This window comes from Mesorhizobium sp. M7A.F.Ca.CA.004.04.2.1, from assembly GCF_004022825.1.
GTDB lineage: Bacteria > Pseudomonadota > Alphaproteobacteria > Rhizobiales > Rhizobiaceae > Mesorhizobium.
On the sequence record NZ_RZPH01000591.1, the window covers coordinates 1 to 3,793 of the forward strand.

At 62.7% G+C, this 3,793-nt stretch carries 3 protein-coding genes; all 3 read right to left on the reverse strand.

What is annotated here, in order from left to right; genetic code table 11:
- A partial coding sequence (locus EN893_RS23250; RefSeq protein ID WP_164901042.1) for an iron ABC transporter permease occupies positions 1–1,186 on the reverse strand: 1,186 nt, incomplete at its 3' end.
- A gap of 174 nt (positions 1,187–1,360) precedes the next feature.
- A complete protein-coding gene (locus EN893_RS23255) occupies positions 1,361–2,368 on the reverse strand; it encodes an iron ABC transporter substrate-binding protein (RefSeq protein WP_127271210.1) in 1,008 nt (335 codons plus the stop codon).
- 159 nt (positions 2,369–2,527) lie between these two features.
- The coding region (locus EN893_RS23260) for a cytochrome P450 (RefSeq protein ID WP_206640158.1) at positions 2,528–3,793 on the reverse strand (1,266 nt) is incomplete at its 5' end.

Genomic DNA, 3,793 nt, shown 5'->3' on the forward strand with positions numbered 1-3,793 from the left:
GGGTCTGATAGAGCGGCAGCGCGATGCGCACCGTGATGGTGACCAGCGCCAGTGCAATGACAACCCCCGGCAACGAGCCGACAATGTAGTTGCAGCCCTCCAGCAGGCGCTGCAATGGCCCCGGGGCGCGGATCGAGATCCAGGCCATCGGCATGGCGGCGACGGTGGCGAGCAAGGCGCCGGCGAGCGCCAGGAACAGCGTCTGGCCAAGCGCCAGGCCGATCTCGTCCAGGCGCCAGACAGCGGCGCCGCCGGCGACAAGCCAGCCGCCGATGGTGACGAACGGCACGCCGAGCGCCAAAAGCGTGGTGACGACAAGCAAGAGCAGGCTCGGAATGGTGGCGCGCCCGAGGCTTGCGCGTTGCTGATGGCGCGCCGCACCCGAGCCGACGCGGGCATAGCGCTCCTCGCCGCGCACCAGCACTTCGAGGCCGAGCAGCACGAAGCAGCAGCTGACCAGCACGCCGGCCAGCATGTTGGCGGCCGGTCCATTGAAGGTCGACTGGAACTGGTCGACGATCGCCGTGGTGAAGGTGTCGAAGCGGATGAAGACATAGAGGCCGTACTCGGCCAGCAGATGCAGGCCGACCAGCAGCGAGCCGCCGCAGATGGCGAGCCGCAATTGCGGCAGCACGACCCGCCAGAACACGCGTCGGGGTCCAAGGCCGAGTGCGGCGGCGGCGTCCTCGAGGGCGGGATCGAGACGGCGCAATGCCGCCGACACCGGCAGATACAGGAACGGGAAATAGGCGATAACGGAAACCAGCACGCCGGCCCACAGGCCGTGCAGTCCCGGCACCATGGTGATCCAGGCGTAGCTGTGGACGAAGGCGGGGATGGCGAGCGGCGCCACGCACAGCCAGGACCAGATCCGGTCGCCCGGCAGGTCGCTGCGCTCGGTCAGCCAGGCCAGCGCAACCGACAGCACGATGGTGATCGGCACCGAGAGCGCGACCAGCAGGACAGTGTTGACCAGAAGCTCGCCGACACGCGGCCGGAAGACCAGCGCCGCGACGGTTTCCCAGCCGGTCTGCACCGCGATCCAGATGATGAAGGCGAGCGGCACCAGCGCCAGCAGCGCAACGAAGATGGCGGCGAGGACCAGCCAAAGCGGTGCGCGTCGCCGGGCCCTTCGGCCTGTGCCCGAAGGCAGGCCCGAACGCGCGAGATCGACCGCGGACTGCATCAGGTCAGACGCCGTGCCGTTGCCGTCCAGCGGCAGCAATTGAAGGACCGCGATCGCGGTCGGGAACACAGCGTGTCGTCATCGACGAATGCCATCTCGAAAAACAAAATCACTCCCGCGGAAGGCGAATTCCCGCGGGAGCGTGGTCGGGTGTCCTTTTAGGACGAATGGCAACTAAAGCAAGCCGGCTGCCGTCATCAGGTCGGTGACCTTCTTGGAGTTCAGCGTCGTGGCATCGACCTTCGGCGCCTGCAGATCGGCGAGCGGCACAAGCTTCGGGTTGGAGTCCGCACCATTGCCGACCGCGTATTCGAAGGAGTCGCCTGTTTTCAGCACGTCCTGACCGCCCTTGCCGGTCAGCCATTTCAGGAACGCCTGGGCTTCCTTGGGATGCTTGCTGGAGGCCAGCACGCCGCCGCCGGAGATCGAGACGAAGGCGCCCGGATCCTGGTTCTTGAAATAGTGCAGCTCGACATTCTTGCTGTTTTCGCCGGTCTTGGCCTGATCGCCGAAGTAGTAATAGTGATAGATGACGCCGCCTTCGATCTCGCCGGCATTGACCGCCTTCATCACCGTGCTGTTGCCCTTGTAGGCGGTGAAATTGGTTTTCATCGCCTTCAGCCAGTCGGCGGTAGCGGCTTCGCCCTTGAGCTGGAGCAGGGCGCTGACGATGGCCTGGAAATCGGCGCCCGACGGGGAGGCGGCCCAACGGCCCTTCCAGCTCGGATCGGCGAGGTCAAGCATCGACTTGGGCAGCTGGTCGGCGGTCAGCTTGGTTTTGTTATAGGCAAAGACCGTGCTGCGCGCGGCGACGCCGACCCATTTGCCGCTGGCCGGTTGATAATCCTGCGGAACCTGTGCCAACGTGTCGGCATCGACCGGCGCGAACAGGCCGGCGCTCTCGACCAGCGCCATGGCCGGTGAGTTTTCCGTCAGGAACACGTCTGCGGGTGAAGCAGTGCCCTCGGCGACGATCTGATTGGAGAAGTCGCTGTCGCCGCCATTGCGCACCGTGACCTTGATGCCCGTTTCCTTGGTGAAGCCTTCGGCCCACGCCTTGGTCAGGCTTTCGTGCTGGGCGTTATAGACAATGATGCCGGCATCCTCGGCCATCGATGGGCTGGCGATCAGCATGATTGCCAGCGCCGTGGCGCCGGCGAGGGTGGAAAGAGCATATTTCATGACATTGTCCTAAAGTTCGGGTTGGCACCGGCTCACCTACCGATACCTGACAGGCTTAGTCAACATTGGTGATCTGCTTCAATCGGTCGCTGAAGCACAAACGCTTGATATCGGGCTCACAATTCCAAGTGATGAAGGGACCCGAATGGCGTGCCGAATTCAAACCGATGGTTGATCCGCGGGCCGGATGAATGGGGCGGCTTGCAGACCGTGGAAAAGCACCGAATGCCGCCTGACGACCCTGGGAAGGTCCAAGCACCAGCCTTTGGCCTGCGTGAACAAGGCCTCCAGCAGTACAGCTATTTCTAACCGGGCGACGTGTTGACCCAGACAGGCATGCAGTCCGGTGCCAAAGGCAAGGGCCGACGAAATGCCGGAACCCAAATCCAACCGGTCGCCCGCCGGAAAAACAGAAATGTCTCGATTGGCGCTCGCCAGCACGGGTACGACGGCCTGCCCGGCTTTTATGGTTGCGCCACCAAATTGCATATCTTCCGCGGCGATGCGCGCTCCGGCATAGTGAACTGGAGCGCAAAAACGGAGCAGCTCTTCGGCTGCTGAAAACCAACTGACTTTCCCATCTTCAAGCAGCGAAAGCTGTTCTGGGAAGCGTGCAAGCGCGACCAGCGCATTGCCGAAGGTATCGACGACTGTCGCCTGCCCGGCAAAGAGCAGGAATACGATGTTTGCAACGGCATCGTCTCTCAGCCAGCGGCCAGCCTCGACTTCGGCAAGCATCTGAGCTGAAATACCGTTTGGGCGCACAGTACCGTGTTCTATCACGCTGGATACCCATGCCTCCAACCGGCGGCAGGCATCGTTTGCGTCTTCGTCTACGCCGCCGGCCCTTATTTCCAGGGCGTTGGCCATAAGCTGTGCGTCGGCGCCAATCCGCCAGGGATCGTCCATGTCAATACCAAGGATCTGTTCCAGGGCTGAAAACGATAGCGGCAGGCCTATATCACGAACCGCGTCGAACTCCGGTTTTTGTACAGCTGCCTGCGTAAGTTCCGACGCTTTGGCCGCAAGCCGGTCGAATAGCCCGTTGCTGGAGGAAAAGCTTAGCGAACCAGCCAATGGGCGGCGCAGGCGCATGTGCCGTGGCGGGTCGGACAGCAGCATGGAACGGGTCAACAGGTCCAGGGCCGGATTGGCGCTGATCTTTTGCCTGACCTCCTGATAGGCGCCCGGCGGTGCCTGCAGCAACAGCGGGTGTTTCAAGGCCTGGGAAACAAGCGCATGGCTGAACACGTAGAAGGCTTCACCGACCTCGGGATAAGGAGGTTTGCCCCAACTGGCGCCTCCTGAACTCCGACGACGGGCGAATTCGGGAAACGCATCGCTGCCATGGGCGATGGGGTCAAATAGATCAGCCTGATCTGTCATCGGGCAAGATCGACAGCAAAGATAACGCGAAATCCGCCG

What these genes read in the sequence shown, in the direction of transcription:
- EN893_RS23255 (WP_127271210.1), bottom strand. Translation starts at nt 2,368, where the DNA reads ATGAAATATGCTCTTTCCACCCTCGCCGGCGCCACGGCGCTGGCAATC.